At 68.5% G+C, this 20,265-nt stretch carries 11 protein-coding genes; 1 reads left to right on the top strand and 10 read right to left on the bottom strand.

Translation table 11 applies throughout. The features are described 5' to 3' along the window. Positions 1-128: 128 nt before the first annotated feature. The 6 genes from SPMU_RS11380 to SPMU_RS11355 all read right to left on the bottom strand — a co-directional run bounded on the left by SPMU_RS11380 (position 129) and on the right by SPMU_RS11355 (position 6,568). Positions 129-1,382 (bottom strand): MFS transporter, encoded by a 1,254-nt coding sequence (locus SPMU_RS11380; protein WP_245833122.1) that lies wholly within the window; start codon positions 1,380-1,382, stop codon positions 129-131. A gap of 55 nt (positions 1,383-1,437) precedes the next feature. After that, entirely contained in the window at positions 1,438-2,469 is a 1,032-nt protein-coding gene (locus SPMU_RS11375) for a LacI family DNA-binding transcriptional regulator (RefSeq protein ID WP_088334134.1), read from the bottom strand. 49 nt (positions 2,470-2,518) lie between these two features. Beyond that, positions 2,519-2,935, bottom strand: coding sequence for a hypothetical protein (locus tag SPMU_RS11370; protein WP_088333983.1), 417 nt, complete (start codon positions 2,933-2,935; stop codon positions 2,519-2,521). After that, positions 2,935-4,170 (bottom strand): molybdopterin-dependent oxidoreductase, encoded by a 1,236-nt coding sequence (locus SPMU_RS11365; protein WP_088333982.1) that lies wholly within the window; start codon positions 4,168-4,170, stop codon positions 2,935-2,937. The genes SPMU_RS11370 and SPMU_RS11365 overlap by 1 nt, the downstream gene beginning before the upstream one ends. 95 nt (positions 4,171-4,265) lie before the next feature. Further along, complete coding sequence (locus SPMU_RS11360; RefSeq protein WP_088333981.1) at positions 4,266-5,039, bottom strand: DeoR/GlpR family DNA-binding transcription regulator; 774 nt, start codon at positions 5,037-5,039, stop codon at positions 4,266-4,268. Continuing rightward, the gene (locus tag SPMU_RS11355) at positions 5,039-6,568 is read right to left on the bottom strand and encodes a glycerol-3-phosphate dehydrogenase (RefSeq protein WP_088334133.1); all 1,530 of its coding nucleotides are present in this window, start codon (positions 6,566-6,568) and stop codon (positions 5,039-5,041) included. The genes SPMU_RS11360 and SPMU_RS11355 overlap by 1 nt, the downstream gene beginning before the upstream one ends. A gap of 114 nt (positions 6,569-6,682) precedes the next feature. Here SPMU_RS11355 and glpK point away from each other — a divergent pair, with 114 nt between their 5' ends. Beyond that, the gene (gene glpK / locus SPMU_RS11350) at positions 6,683-8,179 is read left to right on the top strand and encodes a glycerol kinase GlpK (RefSeq protein WP_088333980.1); all 1,497 of its coding nucleotides are present in this window, start codon (positions 6,683-6,685) and stop codon (positions 8,177-8,179) included. Positions 8,180-8,427: 248 nt separating this feature from the next. Here the strand turns inward: glpK and SPMU_RS11345 are convergent, their stop codons facing one another. The 4 genes from SPMU_RS11345 to SPMU_RS11330 form a co-directional block, all read right to left on the bottom strand. Further along, the gene (locus SPMU_RS11345) at positions 8,428-9,516 is read right to left on the bottom strand and encodes an SPL family radical SAM protein (protein ID WP_088333979.1); all 1,089 of its coding nucleotides are present in this window, start codon (positions 9,514-9,516) and stop codon (positions 8,428-8,430) included. A 127-nt stretch (positions 9,517-9,643) separates the two neighbouring features. Continuing rightward, on the bottom strand, positions 9,644-11,776 hold the full coding sequence (pbpC, locus tag SPMU_RS11340; RefSeq protein WP_088333978.1) for a penicillin-binding protein 1C: 2,133 nt from the start codon (positions 11,774-11,776) through the stop codon (positions 9,644-9,646). A 490-nt stretch (positions 11,777-12,266) separates the two neighbouring features. Then, positions 12,267-18,002 (bottom strand): alpha-2-macroglobulin family protein, encoded by a 5,736-nt coding sequence (locus SPMU_RS11335; RefSeq protein WP_088333977.1) that lies wholly within the window; start codon positions 18,000-18,002, stop codon positions 12,267-12,269. 87 nt (positions 18,003-18,089) lie between these two features. Then, positions 18,090-20,051 carry an amidohydrolase family protein gene (locus SPMU_RS11330; RefSeq protein ID WP_245833119.1) on the bottom strand — a complete coding sequence of 654 codons (1,962 nt, stop codon included), beginning with the start codon at positions 20,049-20,051 and terminating at the stop codon, positions 18,090-18,092. Between the last annotated feature and the right edge of the window lie 214 nt (positions 20,052-20,265).

Raw genomic sequence — 20,265 nt, 5'->3', positions numbered from 1 at the left:
GTGGCACGACATGTGCTGCATCCAAAACTGCTCCAGGTTAAGCAAGTTCCGTAAATCCGCGCGCCATGCCTCTGCCTTCGTGACCGACGAGCCTGATCCGATTGCTTCGGCGCCTCGGGAGCCGTCGCTCAATGGCCAGTTGGCGCCACCTTTGCGATGCCAGGCTCCGCCACCACCAGCTTGGGCACCAGCAAGTGGATCAGCAGCAGCGCCACCAGATACGATCCGCCGCAGATCAGCAGCAGCGGTGTGTAGCCATGCCCGTTATCGAGCGACCAGCCGGCCAGCTCGATCATTCCCATGCCGCTGAGATTGCCGGCAAACGCGCCGATCCCGATCGCCGTGCCGATCATCCGCGACGGGAAGATATCCGCCGTCATCGCGAAGACGTTGGTGGAAAAGCCCTGGTGCGCGAAGAGCCCGAGCCCCAGCAGCCCCGCCGCCACCCATGGATCGCCCGTTAGCAGCACCAGCGGCACCGGCAGGATCAGGCAGGCATAGAGCAACATCGATCCTTTGCGCGCGCGGTTCACGTCAACGCCGCGGCGCAGCAGGTACGTCGGCAGGATACCGCCGCTCAGGGAGCCCAGCGCCGCGAGGAAGTAGATGGTCGCGATCGGCACGCCCAGGCTTCCCTGGCTCAGGCCGAACATCCGGTGAAACAGGTCGGGCATGAAGAACAGGAGGAACCACCAAACCTGATCGCTCAGCGCCTTGGCCGCGATCACCGCCCATTGCCGCCGGTCGCGCAGCAGCGACGACCACGGCACCGAGGCGCCCCGATCGCCGCCTGCGCCATTGCCCGACGTAGCCGGCGTGCGCGGCGCCACCGCGAGCCAGACCACGACCCAGACGAGCCCTAGCCCGCCAGCGATAAGAAACGCCGCACGCCAGCCAAGCGCCAGCGCCAGCGCCGGGATCGTCAGCGGCGCGATCACGGCGCCGAAGTTCGACGCCATGTTGCCCACGCCGAGCATCAGCGAGCGCTGCTCGGGCGGGAAATAGGTCGCGGCGGTCTTCACCTGTGCCGGCGTTCCGATCGATTCGGCCGCGCCAAGCGCCGCGCGCACGCCGACGAACCCGCCCACGCTCGAGACAAACGCATGCGCCATGCCGGCAAGGCTCCACGCCCCCACGCCGATCGCAAACCCGCGCCTGAGGCCGATGCGGTCGATGAACCAGCCGGTGCCAAGGAACGCCACTGCCGCGGAGAATTGGAACGCCGACGCCATGTGGCTGTAATCCCGATCGCTCCAGCCGAACTCGGTCTGCAGCATCGGCTTCAACAGCGCGATGATCTGCCGGTCAACGTAGTTGAGCATGATTGCCGTGAAGGCCAGCCCCACGATCAACAGCCGGCGCGTATTGCCGATGCCTTCCACTATCACCCTCTCCATCAACCGTAGGACAACGGTGTCACCCAAGTCGCTTGATTAATCAACCGGCTGGTGACGCAGAGGAGGCGCGCGGGATTACTTCGTGCTTCAGCCGGCGTTGCCGTGGTTTGCCGCTTTCCGAAAGGGAAAGGAGCATATCGGTCGCCGCATCCGCCAGTGCGCGCACCGGCTGGCGCACCGTCGTCAACGACGGCCAGACGATCGTCGCCGTCGGCCCATCGTCGAACCCGGCGACCGACAATGCGTCGGGCACGCGCACGCCGCGGCGGTGCGCGGCGGCGAGCACGCCAGCCGCCATGTCGTCACTCGACGCGAAGATCGCGGTCGGCGGGTTCGGGAGTGATAGCAGCGCGTCCGCCGCAGCTTCCCCCGAGGCAACGTCGAACTGTCCCTGGCGGATCAGGTCGAGATCGATCTCCACCGCCTGCTCGCCCAACGCCCCGATATAGCCGGCGAGGCGCTGGCCGGACGCGGCATAGCTGCGATCGCCGACGATGAAGCCGATCCGCCGATGCCCCAAGTCCAGCAGATGGCTCGTCATGTCGAAAGCAGCGCGCTCATTGTCGATCAGCACCGCAGGTCCATCGTCGATCCGCACGCCCGGCTGCAGCCTCACGAACGGGATGTCGCGCCGGTTCAGTTCGGCCAGCACCCGCGCGTCGTCACAGGCCGGCGGCGCCAGCACCAGCCCATCGGGGTTCGCCTGATCGAGCAGCGCCACGATGTCTTCGAGCAACGTCGGGGAAGCGCGATCATAGGGCTGCGCGATCATGCGGATCTTGTCGCGCGCGCACCGTTCGCGCACGCCGAGCTGGATTTCGTAGACGTACCAGGGATTGGGATTATCGCAGATCAGCGCGATCTGGTGCGATCGGTGGCCCGCCAGGGCGCGGGCGGCATGGCTGGGTTGAAAGCCGATCTCGCGCATCACCTCGCGGATGCGCTCGCGCTTGTCGGCGCTGACATATTGCTGGTCGTTGATGACGCGCGAAACGGTCTTGATCGAAACGCCCGCGATCCGCGCGACGTCGCGGATCGTCGGGCGCGCATTGTCGGGGGAAGCGATGCTCATCGTCTGTCCCATAGGACAGACGCGCGCATTGTCACCCCAAACAATCGGTTCAGCCGGCGGGCTGCGGCTTGCTGGCCTGGAGAGTGGTGAAATAGCTGACGATCGCGGGCACGTCGCCGGGCGCGATCGGCGCGTGATACGTGTCGCGCATCTTCTCCACCGTGGCGGCCCATTGCGCCGCCGTCAGGCGTGGCTGCGTCAGCCCCATGCTTGCCGAATGGCACGACAGGCAGCGCTGGTTGACCAGATCCGCGTGGGGGCCGGGCGGGTAGGTCGCTGCATCGTCGGGCAGATCGACCGCCGTTGACGTCAAGGCGAAGCCATTGACGGACACCGATCGCGCGGGCGGCGCACCGGCCGCAACCGGCTTGGGCGCATCCCGGCTCCCGCCGCCGATCGCGACCAGCACGAACAGGCTGCCAGCGATCAGGACAAGGACAATGGCCGCGAGCGAGGGGGCGCGCATCAGGTGAGCCTCACGATCACAGGTTCAACGCAGTTGCGCATATAGCCGCCCGGGTTCCAGTTCGCTTCCATCGGCTGCGTTTCTCCGCGCGTGTTGGTGCACCGCGCCATCACCTTCACACGCCCCGGCCGCGGCACGTTGACGCGCGCGGTGAAGCGGCGGAAGCCATATCGGTCGTCCTCGCGGCCAAGCGCTGCCGGCTCCCACGTCCGCCCGCCCGTGGCCGAAATCTCGACCCGCGCGACGCCCACGTCGCCGCCCATCGCAATTCCTTCGATCGGCAGCACGGGATCGTAGCCGTAGGTGGCGCCATCGGCGACGCTCGTGATCCACGATCGCGGGATCATGCGATTGATCGGCGTGGTCGGGAAATCCTTTGATCCCGGCACCACGCTGGCGCGCGGCGCGGTCGGGATCTTGTACGCTTTCGCCATCCAGTAGTTTTCGTCCGGGCTGGCGAGCACCTCGATCGCGTCAACCGTCTTCATCCAATAGGTCGAGAACCAGCCCGGCACCACCAGCCGGACGGGAAAGCCGTTGAGCAGCGGCAATTGCTCGCCGTTCATCGCGAAGGCCAGCATCACCTCGCCGTCGCGCGCATGGTCGAGCGCCAGCGATTTTTCAAAATCGGGCGCACCGGCCACCAGCGGCTTGTCCATCGCGCCCACGCGCACCGCCACGGCGCCGCCGCGCACGCCGGCAAGATCGAGAACGTGGCGCAGCGGCACGCCCATCCACTTGGCATTGCCCATCGCGCCATGGCCCCATTGCGCGCCCGGCACACGCGGCTCGAACAGCCCGCGCGAATTGCCCGAACATTGGTTCACCGCGGCAAGCTCGATCCGCGGCATCCGCAGCAGTTGCGCGAGCGAGATCGACAGCGGCCGCTCGACATGCCCGCCGACGCGGATGCGATAGGTCTCCACATCGATGCTGGTCGGCAGATCGCCCCAATGCCAACGGACGAAGAAGCGATCGTTGGGCGTGTAAAGCGATTGCTGAAACACCTCCATCGGCGTTTCGAGCAGCGCCGGTCGGGCGCGTTGCAGGATCATCGCGCCCTTCTGCGGAAAGTCGCTCGTCATCGCGCGCGTGGACGGGCCACCGGGCAGCCGCAGATCGACATCCGCGCCCAGCGCACGCCCCGCCAGCACCGCGCCGCCGCCTGCGATCCCCGCCGCCAGCAGCCGACGCCGCGTGACCGCGCGCGCCGCGTCGAAATCAAGCCGATCCATCAACCACCGCTTTCTTGCTCCCGTTCTCGTACGGCTTTTTTGCGGTGAGCGGGCAATGGCCCGCCGCACCCCACCTCGGCGTTCGCGCCGTCCTGCTATCGCACCTCGACAACCGTCACGTCCGCCGCATCGCACGCCTTGCCTAGCGCATCGTCGATGTCGTCGGTTACCAGATAGTCGATATCGGCCAAGCCGCCGATCCGCACGGGGGCCGGACGGCCGAGCTTGGAAGAATCGAGCGTCAGGATCACCTTGCGGGCCTGCGCGATGATCGTCTGCGACACGCGCACCTCGTCCACGTCGAAGTCGAGGAAGGTGCCGTCCGGCTCGATCGCCGAGGCACCGATCAGTGCATAGTCGACGCGGAAGCTGCGAATGAAGTCCATGGCGAGGGCGCCGATGATCGCGCGGTCACCCGGCCGCACCCGCCCGCCCGCGGCGATCACTTCGATGCCCGGGCAATCGGCCAGGATCTCGACGACGTTGAGGTTGTTGGTGATCACCATCAGTTCGCGGCGGTCCGTCAGGTGACGGGCGATCGCCTCGGTGGTCGATCCGATGTTGATGAACAGGCTCGAACCATCGGGCACCAGCGCGGCGGCGGCAGCGCCGATTGCGTCCTTGGTTTCCGCCGCGACGAGCCGGCGCTCGGCATATTGGAGGTTGCCGACCCCCGATGTCACCACCGCGCCGCCATGGACGCGCGACAGCATCGAGCGTTTGGCGAGCAGGTTCAAATCCTTGCGGATCGTCTGCGGCGTCACCCCCAGCGCTTCGGCAAGCGCCTCGACCGACACGCTGCCGGTGTTCCGCGCCGTCTCCAGGATCTGCCGGTGGCGCATGGCCACCACATCAGCGCCCGGTTGCATCAGCCAACCAGAACAGCCGAAACTACCTGCGGCGCGGCGAGGTACCCGTCCAGCGCCTCGGCAGTCCCGGCGGGCGTGTGCAGCCCCAGCTTGCTGCGCCGATACAGAATGTCCTCGCTCGTCCGCGCCCATTCGTGCCGGACGAGATAATCCACCTCGGTCTGGTACAGATCGCCGCCAAAGCACCGGCCCAGATCCGCCACCGTTCGCGCCGTGCCAAGCAAGTGATCGGTCCGCGTGCCGTAAGCGCGCGCGAGCCGGCGCAGCAGCGCGGCGGGAAGGTCGGCGCGCCGTGCGAGAAGCCCGCTCAGAAAGGCATCAAAACCAGCGTCGGGCATATCCCCGCCGGGCAGCACGGCGCCCGCGGTCCAGGCGCCGCTCGCTCCGGGGAAGAATTGCGCCAGTTCCTTCATCGCGTGCTCGGCGAGCTTGCGATATGTGGTGATCTTGCCGCCAAAGATGCTCAGCATCGGCGCGCGGCCTTCGCCGGCGTCCAGGTCGAGCACATAGTCGCGCGTGACTGCCGAGGCGTTGGCCGATTTGTCGTCATACAGCGGCCGGATCCCTGCGTAGGTCCACCGAATTTCGTTTTCGCTGACCGGCGTGTCGAAATAGCGGCCGATTGTCTCCAGGAGATACCGTGTCTCGGCCGAACTGATCCCAGCCTTACCCGGTTTGGCATCCCACACCTCGTCGGTGGTTCCGACCAATGTGTAGTCGCGCTCGTAGGGAATGGCGAAAACGATGCGCCGATCCGGGTTCTGCAGCATAAAGGCATGGTCGCCGGGATAGAGCTTCGGCACGACGATATGGCTGCCCTTGACCAGCTTCACGCCGCGATCGGTGCGTGCATCGGGCACCCGGCCGAGCACATCGGCAACCCATGGTCCTGCTGCGTTGACGAGGGCCTTTGCGCGAACGGTGCGACGCCCCTCCGGCCCCTCGACGATCGCTTCCCAGCCGCCACCGGAGCGCTTGGCATCCACCAGCCGCGTGCGGGTCTCGATCGTCGCCCCGCGCGCCGCGGCATCCATGGCGTTGAGCACGACCAGCCGGCTGTCCTCCACCCAGCAATCCGAATAGATAAAAGCCTTGCCTTCCCGGGGGTTTAGCCCGGCGCCGACAGCGGATTGCGCGAGGTTCACCGTGCGCGTTCCGGGCAGTTTTTCGCGCCCGCCAAGGTGATCGTAGAGGAACAGCCCCAGCCGAACCATCCAGGCCGGGCGCGGCGATTGGTTCTGCGGCAGGACGAATTCGAGCGGCCAGATGATGTGCGGCGCCATGTTCAGCAGCCGCTCGCGCTCGATCAGCGCTTCGCGCACCAGCCGGAACTCGCCATATTCGAGGTAGCGCAAACCACCGTGGATCAGCTTGGTCGACGCCGACGACGTGTGGCTCGCCAGATCGTCCTGCTCCACGAGCAGCACGCTCAAGCCCCGCCCCGCCGCATCGCGCGCAATCCCCGCGCCATTGATCCCGCCCCCGACGATCAGCAGGTCAACTCTGCCCGACGCTGTATCCGCACCCATCGTAAAAACCTCCGCGAAGAGACCCATATAGGCCGAATTGCAGCCAAGCGAAAGAGAGTTGACGTTCGATCGAAAGCTGGCAAGGTTCGTTTGAAAGTTCGAGTGGAGAGAGACGTGGCGGCGCATATCCTGGTGATCGATCAAGGAACGACGTCGACGCGCAGCGTATTGTTCGACGATCAGGCCCGCCGCGTGGCGATCGCGCAGGTCGAGTTTCCGCAGCATTATCCAGCGCATGGCTGGGTCGAGCATGATCCGGAGGATATCTGGCGCGACACCGTGGCGACGGCGCGCGACGCGATCGCGAAGAGCGGCGTCGCTGCCCGCGACATCGCGGCGATCGGGATCACGAACCAGCGTGAAACGGCCGTCGTATGGGACCGCGCAACGGGCGAGCCGATATACCGCGCGATCGTTTGGCAGGACCGGCGCGGCGCGCCACAATGTGCGCGGCTTCGCGAAGATGGCGTGGAGGAACTCATCCGCGCACGCACCGGGCTCCTGATCGACCCCTATTTCTCCGCCACCAAGATCGCGTGGATCCTTGACAATGTCGCTGGCGCGCGCGCGCGTGCCGAGCGTGGCGAACTGGCGTTCGGGACGATCGACAGCTTCCTGCTGTGGCGGCTGACGGGGGGACAGGTTCACGCCACCGATGTGACCAATGCCAGCCGGACGATGCTGTTCGACATCCATCGCGGGGTCTGGGACGAGGAGCTCTGCCAGCTGATCGGTGTTCCCACCGCGATGCTGCCGGATGTCCATGATAATGCTTATGTTTATGGCACCACGGACCCAGCGTTGTTCGGCGCCGCGATCCCGATCGCGGGCATGGCCGGCGATCAGCAAGCCGCGTTGTTCGGACAGGCGTGTTTCGACCGGGGCGCCGCAAAATCGACCTATGGCACGGGCTGCTTCATGCTGCTCAACACCGGCGAACAGGCGGTCGAGTCCAAGCACCGCCTGCTCACAACGCCTGCCTACCGGCTGAACGGCAAGACCACTTATGCGCTGGAAGGGTCGATCTTCGTCGCGGGCGCCGCGGTGAAATGGCTCCGCGATGGGCTGGGCATCATCACGCATGCTAGCCAGACCAATGACATGGCCACCGAGGTGGAGAATAGCCATGGCGTGTACATGGTGCCGGCATTCGTCGGCTTGGGGGCGCCGCATTGGGACCCTGACGCGCGCGGCTCGATCCACGGGCTGACGCTGGATACGAGTGCGGCGCATCTCGCCCGTGCCGCGCTGGAGGCCGTTGCTTATCAGACGCTCGATTTGGCAGAAGCGATGGTCGCCGACGGCGGTAGCCGCCCGCAGGTTCTGCGGGTCGACGGGGGCATGGCGGCGAACGACTGGCTGTGCCGGTTTCTCGCCGATCTCACGAACATGGCCGTGGAACGGCCGGCAGATTTGGAGACAACCGCGCGTGGTGCGGCCTTCCACGCCGGGCTTGCGGCCGGGATCTGGCCTGATCTTGGTACCCTATCGGCCTTGTGGTCACGCGAACATTGTTTTGAACCAACAATGCAGGCCGAGGCGCGCGCGCCGCTTGTCGCGGGATGGCGGGATGCCGTGCGGCGCACGCTCAGCCATGAGGTCGGTGGGTAACCGTCGCGGCGGTGCATCGCGCGGGAATGGCGTAGCACCGTGTTCGGCCAGAGATTTTGCCCGATCGGAAGCGGCTTGAGACCGTGCCTTTGATTGCGCGGGGCGCGTACTGACGTCCAGCCCAGGCGGTCGCGCGGCTGACGCAGGTCTGTTGTTTGTCGCCAGTCCAAAGCCGCGCGAGGCGCACAGGCGCCTTCTCTTCTGAATGTGAGGCCGTCGCTGATGATGCTGGCCCAAGCAGAGCGCGGTCACGTCCAATACAGAATTCGGGCGGCAGGCAGTGCGTCGGCGATCCGCCGCTCGAAAAATGCCCGCAGCGCCCGCATGGTCGCCGCATCATAGACCTGCTTCTCGCTGCCGAACTTCGTCCGCTTGGTGGTCCGGTTCAGGCCCGTCATGTCGAGCGCCGACCCGGGATACCAGCTGTCGAGCACTGCCTTGGATCCGGGGGTGAAGCGATGGGTGATGAGCTCGACCGTGAGGTCCAGTGCCGGCAGCCCGGCGAGGTGCGCGGCCGCGTCGTCGATCAGCGCGCCATAAGCCTCCTCCCATCCAGATGCAGCAATGATCGGCGCGATGGTGAGCCCCACGGGATAGCCGGCAAGTACCATTTGCCGCAGCGCCGCCAACCGCTGCGACGCGCGCGCGGTGCCGCCTTCGAAGCGGGCGAAGGCGGGCGGATTGATCGAGGCGCGCATCCGCGTTCGCCCCGCATGGTCGAGCGGCAACAGAGCGGAAACGTCGGCGAACTTGCTGGTGAACCGCAGTTGCGCGTCCGCCTGCCACCCGCCGAACCAGGCGATGGCGGCCGATAGCGAGCCGGTGATCGGCTCCAGTGCGAGCGGATCGGTGTAACAGGACGCTTCAAACGTGGTGCCCTCGTGCGCGCGTGCCTGGCTGCGCGAGGTGATCGTCCCTTGGCCGAGATAGGCGGGCAGGGCGCCCAGGATCTCGTCCAGATTGGCATAGGCACGGGTGATCGGCGGGCCCTTGAGCGATCCGGCGAGGTAGCAATAGCTGCAATGCGCGGGGCATCCCTCCGCCAGATCGACGCGCCAATCCGCGCTCGGCGCGATCGGCTGAAGCTTGCGCTTGGAGGGCGGGGCAACGACGATCGCCAGGGTGGATTTCGCGGCGGCATAGGCCTGGCGCGGGTCGCCGGGCAGGTCGAGCGTCAGCCGGTCACCCGGGAGCTCGACCACATCGAAGCCTAGGGCACCGGCGCGCTCCATGATCGCACGGCCGTGCGCGAAGCCGCGCGCGGATCGGGTGATGAGAATGCGGCGGGGGCGCCAGGTGGGCAGCGGTCGATCGTCGAGGGCGGGGCGGGCGGTCACTCACGGCAAACGATTGGCGCTTGCCCCGGTTCAGCGCCGGCCGCCGTTACATCGCTGGTGGCCGCTCTCTGGCACAGATCGGCCTGTTGGCGGCGTGGTTTGGCCTCGGCATGCGCGGTGGCGGCCATCAGCGAATGGTGAAGCGAACGTCGTCGACGATCGTGCCCGCCGCATCGAGCAGGCGCAGGCGGTGGACGCCCGGCGGGGCGGCGATCATCGGGCGGGCATCGGCGGGGCCGAGGTCACGATCGTCGAGGCGCAGGCGCTTGGCGGTGAGATCACCGGCGACCGAAACGGCGAAGCGCTGGCGCGCGGGCGGGATGTCGGGATCGATGGCGAAGACGGTGCCGGCGACGGGGCTGACGATGCGCGGGCGGCGCGCGACCTCGGGCGCGGCGGCGATCAGCGGCTGGCCAGTGCCGCGGAGGAAATATTCGCGGCGCGGCTGTTCGAGGTGATCGGCAAAGGCAATGCGGCGCGCCTCGATGCCGGGCGGGGGCGGGGGCGCGCGGTCGGGCGCGCGGGCGTGGAGCGCGAGCATCAGGTCGCGCCACACCGGCGCGGCGCCGCTGGTGCCCGAAACGGCGCGCATCGGATCGCCCTCGAGATTGCCGACCCAGACGGCGACGGTGAAGCGGTCGGAGAAACCGATGCACCAATTATCGCGCATCGCCTTGGATGTGCCGGTCTTCACCGCGGCCCAGAAGGGCAGACGGAGGGCGGAATCGAGCCCGAAGGTGGCTGCGCGGGCGTTGGGATCGGCCATCATGTCGGCGACGAGCCAGGCGGCGGCGGGGGTGGTGACGGAGCGTTCGTGGGCGGCTGGAGCGTTCTTGAGGAGGCGCAAGGGGGACCAGCGGCCGCCGCGGGCGAGGCTGCGGTACGCGGCGGCCTGTTCGAGCAAGGTGACCTCCGCCGAGCCGAGCGCGAGCGAGAAGCCGTAATATTGGCCGTCTTCGGTGAGGCCGCGATAGCCGGTGTCCCACAAGCGGTCGCGGAACGGATCGGTGCCGACGAGCAGCAACGTGCGGATCGCGGGGATGTTGAGCGAGCCGGCGAGCGCGGTCCGCGCCGACACCGGGCCCTTGAAGCCGCGATCGTAATTCTGCGGCACGTAGAGGCCCGAGGCGGTGTCGAGCTGTACGGGGGAATCGTCCAGGATCGAGGCGGGGGTGAGATAGCCGCGCTCGATCGCCTGGGCGTAGAGGAACGGTTTCAGCGTCGAGCCGGCCTGGCGATAGCTGTTGGCGCCATCAACCGCCGGAGCCGTGGAGGCGCCGCCGATGCCGCCGACATACGCCAGCACGTCGCCGGTGGCGTTGTCGACCACCAACGCCGCGCCGTCGCGCGCGCGACTGCCGCCCAGGCCCTGAAGCTGGCGGCGGAGCGCTGCCGCGGCGAGGCGCTGGGTGGCGGCGTCGAGCGTGGTGGTGACACGGAGGCCGGGGGTGCGGAGCAGGCGATCGGACAGGTGCGGGGCGAGGCCGGGATCGAGCGCGAGGCTGCGCGCGGGGCCGAGCATGGAGGCCGCCTGCGCCTCGAAGCGGGTGCAATCGGCGGCGCGAGCGCGGCGGCAGGCGCGTGCGGCGAGGCGCGCGGCGGGGGCTTGCGGATCGGGGAGCAGCGCGGCGAGGAGGGTCGCGTCATCGGGGGAGAGCGCGGCTGGGGTTTTGCCGAACAGCCCGAGCGCGGCGGCGCCGATGCCCTGCGCTTCGCCGAAGAAGGGGGCGAGATTGAGGTAGGCCTCGAGGATCTGCGGCTTGGTCCAGCGTGCCTCGAGGCGGCGGGCGGCGCGCAGTTGGCGCAGCTTGTCGCGCCAACTGCGCGCGCCGGGCCGGGCGAGGTTCGGATCCAGGAAGCCGGCGAGCTGCATCGAGATGGTGCTGGCGCCGCGGGCCGGTTGCCCCGACAGGCGCGTACGGAGCGATCCGGCGAGCGCGAGCCAGTCGATGCCGGCGTGGTGATCGAAGCGATGGTCCTCGGCGGCGACGATGGTTTGCGGGACGATTGCCGCAATTTTGTCGAGCGGGGTCCAGGCGAGGCGACGCTGCTCGAAATCGACGCGGGCGCTGTCGATCAGCGCGCCGTGGCGATCGTAGAGCCAGGCTTCGGAGGGTTTGTACGCCGCGCGGGTGGCGGCGTAATCGGGCAGCGGCGGGGGATAGGTGGCGTAATCGAGCGCGACGAACGCCGCCGCGATCGCGAGGATCGCTGCGATGACGGCGCGTACGTTCGGGGCCTTTGCCGACGCGCTGGTCATGCTGGGCTTGGTCCGGCGGGCTGCGGCCTACGTCGCCCGGAAGACGGGTTGCGGATCAGGGGCGCGACCTTTGCAGGGTCCGCTTCGTCATGCCGGGCTGCCTCGCACCTCAGGCTTGGGAGTTCGCGGAACGCTGGACCCCGGCACAGGGCCGGGGTGACGACCGGTTGGGGGTTGGACCGGGGCGGCTCATGGCCTGCGTGATCGCTCGGGTCACCGATGTTACGGCTTGTAGCGGCGGGGTCTTTGGCGAGGCCTTGGTGGTGTCTGATCCGATCCGGGCTTCTGGCGTCGTCGCCGGCAACCATCGAACGTGGTTTGCGGATGAAGCTTCCGGGGCGTGCACAGCTCATCCCGTCATGCCGGGCTTGTCCCGGCATCCAGGGTGCCGCGCACCTCAGGCTTCGGGGTTTGCGGAAGCCTGGACCCCGGCACAAGGCCGGGGTGACGAACGGTTGAGGGTTAGTCCGGTGCGACGCACGGCCTCTGGTCACTGCGGCGCGACCACCACGGGGGCGTTGGGGACGGCGGCGCGGATGGCGGGGGAGTATAGTGCCTCGACGCGGCTCGGCGGCAGGTTGAAGCGGCCGGCGCCGTTGAGCCGCAGCGTGTAGGAGACGGTGAACTTGCCGCGCGGGACCCAGGCGAAATAGCCGCGCCAGGCGTCGCGGCCGCGCTCGACATACGCCGGCTGGACGCCTTCGCCGTCATTTCCGGCCTGGAGCATCGCGGATTGCCCGCCGAGATCGCCGATGATCGTCGCGCCGGCGGGGATCGGATCGTTGACGACGACCCAGTTGCGCTCGGCCGAGGCCTCGACCGCGATCGTCACCTTCAGCACGTCGCCGCGGGTGAGGCGGCCGGGGGTGCGCGCCTGCACCACTGAGACCTGGCGGGTCATGCGGTAGCCGGCGGCGAGCGGCTTTGTCAGCGGAACGGCGGCGGAAACCGAGACGGTGGCCCAGGGGCCGGCGCCGCCCGATTGCGCGAGGCGCAGCGGGGCGGGGGCGGCAAGGAGCGGGAAGCTGGCGGTGCGCTGGTCGGGGGCGAGCGGCCAGCCGCGCGCGATCTGGCGCGGGCCATAGGCGAGCGTGGTCGTGCCGGCGATCGCCTCCGCCGGATACATGGCGGCGAACTTGCGGGCGGCGATCGTGCCCCAGGCGTTGGCGGTGGTCGTATCCCAGTGGCCGCGCGACTGGCGCAAGGACGTGCCGACCATCATGCGCGGGGCGTCGTCCTGCCAGCCGGGGCGGCCGAGCGTGACGAGCGTGGCCTTGATCGCGGCTTCGTCGCCCGAGGACATCAGCCACCAGGATTGGTTGCCCTGATCGGAGAGGTCGAGGCGGGTGCCTTCATAGACGAGGCGGGTGCGCAGGATGGACTCGCCCTCCGCGCGCAACGCGGGCGCGTTGGCGAGGCCGGGAATGCGATCGAGCGCAGCGAGATAATCGGCGAGCGTTGCGGTGGGCATGTCGGCGAGCGGCAGGCCGATCTGGCCGAGCATCGCTGGCGTTGCGGCGCCAGCGCGGGCGAGCGCGGACAAGGCCGCGACGCGCTGGAGGCGGACGTCGCCATAATCCTCGCGGCGCAGGCGGCCGTCGAGGACCGCTTTCAGCGCCTCGATCATGCGGGTGCGGGCGGTGTCGGGGATCGACAGGCCGGCCTCGCCGGTGATCGAGAGGACATAAGCGGTGAGCGCTTCGGAGCCGTTCAGGCTTTCGCCGGGGAAGTAGCGCAACAGGCCGTCGGGCGCCTGATAGGTCGGGAGTTCGCCGGCGAGCGTCGCCCAGCCGGCAGCGTCGCCGTGGACGACGATACGCGACAGGCGCTGCTCGAAACACTGGTAGGGGTAAGCGGCCATATAGTCGCGCACGCCCTGGAGCGGCGGGGCGAGGCTGTCGTCGAGGCGGATCGAGACGCTGCCGCGACCGGGCAAGGCACCGGCGGGGGCGACGATGGGGATTTGCGAACCCGTGCCGATACGGGCCAGCGTCGCGGCCCAGATCTCGACCGGGATCGCGGGGATCACGTCCTGCGTCACCGTCAGGCGATCGGCGGCGCGGCCGTCCGAGGCGCGCGCGCTGACCTGCCAGCGCAGGCGATCATGGCCTTCGGGGGCGGTGAGGTTCCACGCCACCGCCTTGGCGCCGCCGGCGGGTATGGTGACGGTCAGCGGCTTGCCCGCAGCGACGCGCGGGAAGACGTCTACGTTTGCCGTCACCGTCATCGGCTTGGCCGAGCCGTTGCGCAGGGTGAAGGCGGCGGCAAAGGTGTCGCCGGTGCGGACCATCGGCGGCAGGCCGGCGTAGAGCGACAGATCCTGCGCGGTGCGGATGTCGGCGGTGCCGGTGCCGAACAAATTCGCGCCATCGGTGGCGATCGCGACGAGCTTGAACGAGGAGAGCGCATCCGACAGCGGGACGGACACGCGCGCGCGGCCCTGCCCGTCGAGCGCGACACGGCCGCGCCACAGCAGCACCGGTTGGAAGTTCTCGCGGTTGAGGCCCGAGGCGTCGCCGCCGCCGCCGCCCGCCTCGACCGCCTTGCGGCCGTAATGGCGCTTGCCGACGACCTGCGTCTGCGCGGTGGCGGTGAGCACCGAGAGCGGACGCTCGCCCATCATCGCCGATAGGACATCCCAGCTTTCATTGGGGGCGAGTTGCAGCAATGCCTGGTCGACCGCGGCGAAGGCGACGTCGGCGGAGCGCGCGGGGCTGCCATCGGGCTTGCGCACCTGCACCGCGACTTGGGCTGTGTCGCGCGGGGCGTAACGCTCGCGATCGGCTTTTACGGCGACGGCGAGCTGATGCGCTTCCCAGCCGACCTTTATCTTGGCGACGCCCATGCGATAGGCGGGCTTGGCCAGATCGACCAAGGCGGTCGGCTCCTGTGCCTCGTCGGGGGTACTCGACAGGCCGAGCGTATGCGCGATGCGGTTCACCCAGGTCCAGAAGCCGCTTTCGACGCGGCCGCGGACCACCATCACCGAGACGAACACATCGGGCGCATAGGCGCCGTCGAGCGGGACCGAGACGACAGGGTCGCTGCCCGACAGCTGCGTGACGAAGCTGGACAGCACGCCCTCGCGCTCGACCGTTACCAGCGCGGTCGCCTCACGGAACGGCATGCGGACCTGGAAGCGTGCGGTCTCGCCCGATTTGTAGGCGAGCTGTTCGGGGACGACGTCCATGCGATCGCCATTGTCGCCGCCAAACCACCAATCCTCGTCGCCCGCCAGCCACACGCTGCGCACCGCACGGGCGACATGGCCGTCGGCGTCGGTGGTAGTGGCGACGGCATAGACCTCGCCCGCGACGCCGGGGTTGACGCCGCATTGCGCGAGACCTTGCGCATCGGTGGTCGCCGTGCAGGATGCGCCGAGCTTGGTGGTGCGCATTTGGTTGTCGTACGCGTAGAAGCCGCCGATCAGCCGGCGCCGCGCCGTCAGGATCTCACGGCTGTAGAGCGCGACGGAAATCTTCTGGCCTTTGATGGGCTTGCCCGACGTGTCGAGCGCGACGAAGCGCAGGCGCAGATCGTCATCTTTCATCAGCCAGCCGTCGGTGCGGATGCCGAGCTGCACGCCCGAGGCGAAGATGGGGATGGTGCGCGCCGCGGTCAGCGTCTCGCCATTGGCATCCTGATAATCCATCTCGACCTGCATGTCGGCCGAGCCGTCGAGCGTCTGCGGCACCTCGATCGTCTGGCGCGCGGTGCCGTCGCCGCCGAGGCGGGCGGGGAGCATCTGCGTGGGCGGGAGTTCGGTACGCTCCTCCTCGCCGTCGCCGTTCAAGGGGCGCACGCCTTCGGTCACGGCGCGGCCGCCGAAGGTGAAGTTCTCATATCCTTCGGGCGTGGCGGTGCGGGCGAACCAGCCGACGCGCAGGTCGACCGGCAGGGCGGAAGCGCCGCCGCCGGAGAGATAGCCGACGTAGAGATCGAGCGGGACGTTGCTGGGGCGGACCGCCGCCGCCTTCGGCCCGGTGACGGTCGCGCGCATGGTGGGCAGGCGATATTCGTCAAGCTTGAACGACTGGCTGGTTTCGATCGTGCGGCCTTCGGCGACGATCGACAGGTCGTAATCGCCCATCGGCGCGCCCTGCGGGGCCGTCCAGCTGGTCTCACCGATACCGTTGGCGTCGATCGCGAGCGGGAGATCGAACTGCGTGTCCGAGCCGCGGTGCGAGAGCTTGAGCGTGCCGCGCACGCCGGGCGCCAGCGCGAAGCCGGTGCCGACCGGGCGACGCAGGATGTGCTTCATGTTGATCGTTTCGCCCTGGCGGACCAGCGCGCGGTCGAACACGGTGTGGACGGTCTCGCCGCGAGCGGAATAGCCGTAGGGGAGATCGAAATCGTACGGGCGGATGCCCTCGCCCCATTGCGTGAGCGTGAAGCTGTAATCGTCGCCGCGGCGCGCGGAGACCATCAGCGGGTGCGGGCTGCCTTCGAACTCGCAGCTGCCGTAGGTTTCCGGCTCGGGGAGGCCGGCGGGGACGAACAGGCCGCCGGTGCGATCGGTGACACCGCGCGCGAGCAGCTTTCCGGTGCAGCTGTCGGTAATGCGCACTTCGGCATTGGCGGCGGGCTTGCCGTCCGAGAGTTGGGTTACCCAAGCGAGGCTGCGCTCGCGGCCCCATTTGAAATGCACCGCCATGTCGGTGACCAAAGCGGCGCTCGCGACGTAGCGCGGCGTGTCGCGACCCAATAATGCGCGTCCGAGGATCGGGCTGGCGAGTTCGACGACGTAGAAGCCGGGCTTGCCGAGCGGGATGCCGACGACCTCGAAATCCTTGCCCTTGCCGGGCAGCGCGACCTTCATCGGGGCGCCTTGGCCGGCAGTGAGGATCGGCTTTTCGCCGGTGTGGTTGATGCGGATCGTCTCGCCGCCGCGCTCGACCTCCTCGATCTCGGTGCGGTCGGCGGCGGCAACGGTGCGCAGCCAGCCGGCAATCTCGCGGTCATCGGGTGCGACGCGCACGCGCTGGCCGCTGACGCCGAGGTTGCGGCCTTGCAACTCGGGCTCGACGTTGCGGACGGTGACGGGGAGGATGCCGCCCTGCTTGGCCTCGAGGATGCCGAAGCCGGCGGCGAACTTCACCAGCGGCGGCGCCTGATCGAAGCGCACCTCCAGTGGGAAACGCTCGGCGTTGGCGAGGGCGCGGCCGCTTTCGTCCTTGATGCCGGCGGGGATGGTGAGTTTCGCGGTGGTGGCGACGGGCAAAGGCGCGGCGAAGGTGATGTCGGAAATGGTGGCGTTGCGACGCTCGCTGTCCTCGAACTTGGGCGCGATCGACGTGCCATCGGCGGTTTCGATGCGGATCTTGGCCGCTTCGCTCATCGGCACGGGCGCGCTGAAGCGGACGCGTGCTTTCTCGACCGGGCTGCACCCGGCCTGCGGGCCGACGCGGCCGCATTCGAAGCGCGCGGTGAAGGGCTTGCGGACGGTATAATCGAAGCGCTGGTCGGCGCCGGCGCGCTTGCCGCCCGCGCCGGTGATGCCAGCGCCCCAGACGAGCGCCATGTCGCGTCCTGGCGGCAGCGCGCGGCGGCATTTCAACGCGGTGACGCTGGCGAGCGCCTTCTGCTGGTCGGCGGCTGCGGCGGGGACCGTGGTCGGCAGGCCGGCGTTCTCGAGGAAGTTGCGCGCTTCCCAGCGATCGCTGCCCATCTCGCCGAGCAGCTTGCCGGGCGTGTCGGCGGGGAGCACGTCCACCGCGATCTTCTCGCCGATGCCATCGACGGCGCAATAGGCGTTGGCGGCGATCGACTGCGGCGTTGCCGGCATGTTGGCGGCGACGAGGAAGACCTGGTCCTCCTCGATCTCCTCGCGGGTGCCGGGGAGCACCGCGCGCGCCGTTGGCCCGCCGGCGTCGAGCGTGAAGCTGCGGCTGTCCTGGAGCGCATAGCCGCTGGCGCTCTTCAAGCCGTCGCGGGTCTTTGCCTCACAGGTGGTGCCGCCGGGCAGCGCGTTTGCGAATTCCCACACATAGGTCTGCTGGTCGACCCAGCGGCCTTCGCCATTGACGCTGCACGTGACGGTGATCGGCGCGGCGGCGCGCGGATCGCCGAGCGGCACCATCGCCTGGTTGAAGCGGATGGTGAACCGCTCGATCGCGCCACCTGCGCCGCCCGGCGTGGCGAGCACCACCTGCGGGCTGCTGTCACTCGCGACCGACGTGGGTGCGAGCAGCAGCACTGCCAGCGCAAGACCAACCATCGGCTTCATGTTGCGTGCTCCCACCCTCTGCGCGGGGACGCTACTGCCGGCGGCGTGCAAGTCCAGCGGCTTTGCCCCGCGACGGTTGGCGGCGCGTTATTTCGGCATGCCGCCGAGCCCGCTTGCCTTGCGCAGCGCCGCACCGTCGAGTCGATAGCCGTCGAGGAAGACGGTGTGGACGTGGCGGAGCGCGCCGAGGTTCCTCGACACGTCGCCCTCGACCAGGATGATGTCAGCGTTCTTGCCCTTCGCAATCGAGCCGGTGCGGCCGGCCATGCCGGTCATGCGCGCGGGCACGATCGTCGCGGTCTGCAGCGCCTCGGCATTGGAAAGGCCGGCCTCCTCGTACAGCTCCAGTTCGCGCACCAGCTCCAGCCCCCAGCCGTCGGTGCCCGCGACGATCGGCACGCCGACCTTGTGCAGCCGGCCGACGACGCCGACCATCTTGGCGAAGCTCTGGCGGAAGTCGGCGCGGGTCAGCCCGTCGAACAAGGGATAGCCGGCGATCTTCCAGCCGCGCGCGACGGCTGGCGGGGCGATGTCCACGAACGGCGAATATTCGGGCGAGACGCTGGTGCCGTCAGAGGTCAGCATCGGCTCCCACACCGTCAGCGTCGGATCGATATAGGTGCCGCGCTTGGCAAGCTCGGCATAAAAAGCGGTCATCTCGGGCGAATCAAGATCGACGTTCTTGCCGTATTTGGCGGGGCCTTCCAGGCGGGCGGCGGTGTTGGCCTTGTCGACCACGTCCTTGGGCATCGCCTGCATGATGATGAAGTTGATGTGCGTCACTTCGTCATAGCCGGCGCGCACCGCCTCCAGCGGGCGCATGCCGGCGGGGACGTGGCCGTGGACATGGAGGCCGAGCTTGTGCGCCTCGGTAGCGGCGGGCGCGATCCAAGCGGGGTTCATCGAAGTGTAGAATTTGACGCCCCAGAGCCCTGCGTCCTTCACCTTGCGCACCGCCGCGATCGCTTCCTCGGCCGAGGAGACGGTGAGCGCGCCCTGCGCGGCGAGCGGATCCTTGCGATCGATGATCACCGAGGTGACGCCGCTTGGCGCGAGCAGCTCGCCGGCGGCGCGGCGCTTCTGAATGCTGAGCGTTTCTTCGATCATCGAGCCGGGGCTGCGATAATTGGTCATGCCGGTGGCGACGTTCTGGAGCAGGTTCCAATCGTCGCCGCCAATGTGGCGGTGCGCATCCCACAGGCCGGGCGTCAGCGTCTTGCCGCGGCCGTCGATCACCGTCGCGCCGGCCGGTGCCTTGATCGCTCCGCCAGCGGCGACCGCGGCGACCTTGCCGTCGGCGATCAGCACTGCCTGATCCGGAACGTACTTGCCGGCGACCGAATCGAACAGCAGCACGTGATCGACCAAAGTGGCGGTGCGGTTCGCCGGGCTGAGGAAGCGGCCGGCGACCTCGCGCGCCAGGCGAGCCGTCTCTGCTTCCTGAATGTCCTTCAGCTTGGGGCCGACCGCTTCATAGCCGGCGGGCAGCAGCGAAATGACGCCAGCATTGCCAAAGAAGCGGTTCTGCTCGTCCAGCCAGATGGGGGACGGGGAGAAGCCATAGCCTTCGATGAAGGCGAGCTTCACCGTCTTTGGCCCCGCCGGCCCCTCGATCGGCACCGACTTGGCGATGGTCAGCGTCGCATGGCCGCGCGGCAGGAGGTCCAAGCCCTTTGCCCCCGCGGCGACCAGCGCCTCGATATCCGCCTCGCCGGCGAGCCACGGGCCGCCATAACTGTTGTAGCGCTTGCCCGCGAACGGGGCGGAGCCTTCGTCCACCGCGGTCTTCCAATGCGCGATCCCGGCATTGTCGACACGGAAGCTCTCGGTTGCGTCGCCCGAATCGGTGAAGCCGCGGATCGCCATGCCGATCGGGCGCTTGTCAGGGCCGAAGGTGACGATCTCGTCGGTCTCGGTCACCCAGCCGCGCAGCGACATCGACATGCGATAGGCGCGCCGATCATCGGCCAATGGCCAGGACCAGACGTCGCCATGCTTGCCGGCAACCGAGCTGATGGTGAAATGCCGCGCGCCCGCAGGCGGTGTCATCAACTGTTCCTTGGTCGCTGGCGCGGCGGGCGCTGGGGCCGCTTGAGGCGGGGCGTCGTGCGCGATGACCGGCATGAGCGGCGCGGCAGCCCCGAGCAAGGACGCGAACAGAAAACAGCGCATGATGATCTCCCCCCAAGTGCGCAGGAGACTGCCAAGCGGCGCGGTGGCAGGCAATAGGCGATCGGGCCTGTGGGAAGCGCCAAGCGGGGTT

Source organism: Sphingomonas mucosissima (assembly GCF_002197665.1).
In the GTDB taxonomy this organism is placed as follows: domain Bacteria; phylum Pseudomonadota; class Alphaproteobacteria; order Sphingomonadales; family Sphingomonadaceae; genus Sphingomonas; species Sphingomonas mucosissima.
Note: the sequence above shows the minus strand (reverse complement) of the source record. Positions and strands in the feature narration are given on the sequence as shown.